Source organism: Bartonella sp. AA2SXKL (assembly GCF_042197205.1).
Taxonomy (GTDB): domain Bacteria; phylum Pseudomonadota; class Alphaproteobacteria; order Rhizobiales; family Rhizobiaceae; genus Bartonella.
In genome coordinates this window covers 1-587 of sequence record NZ_JBHIRN010000254.1, presented here as the reverse complement: position 1 = coordinate 587, position 587 = coordinate 1, and the positions used below count along the sequence as shown (strand labels likewise).

At 39.9% G+C, this 587-nt stretch carries 1 pseudogene; it reads left to right on the top strand.

Features of this window, described 5'->3' with window-relative positions:
- Positions 1–180: 180 nt before the first annotated feature.
- Positions 181–548, top strand: a pseudogene (locus ACFINS_RS11055) (polyprenyl synthetase family protein); the annotation flags it as partial.
- Positions 549–587 lie beyond the last annotated feature (39 nt).

The following is a 587-nucleotide window of genomic DNA, read 5'->3' as shown; positions in this document are numbered from 1 at the left end:
ATCAAAGCAACACCACTCCAACAAGCCGCTCGTTTTAGTGCAACACGCAAAAATTAAAACCCCACCATAGAAAAACATAAGGAGAAAGGCACGCAAAAAGCTTTTTCTGTTGCAACCTTTATTGAACTCTATTGCAACCTGTATCGCATACAAAACGAAAGAACCGCAGGAGCCTCTCGTATCGCAACTCTTCAACACATGAAAACAGCGCTTTTATAAGCTTTGCTTGTCAAGCAGGAGCGATCATCGGCAATGCATCCTAAGAATTGCCTGAAAAACTTGCTGCTTTTGGAACATATCTTGGCTTAGCCTTTCAATTAACAGATGATCTTCTTGATGTCACTGCCAGCACTAAAGTTTTAGGCAAAACCGCAAGAAAAGATGAAACAGCGCACAAAGCCACTTTTATTCGTCTTTATGGTATTGAAGAAACACAAAAAAAACGAGACGAACTCATCGCTCAAGCAGAAGCACTTTTAACATCTTTTGGCATCAAAACAAAACCGCTTCAGCAAGCCGCTCGTTTTACTGCAACACGCAAAAATTAAACTTTATTTTGCACGACCATTTTTACTGAATAAAAGTAC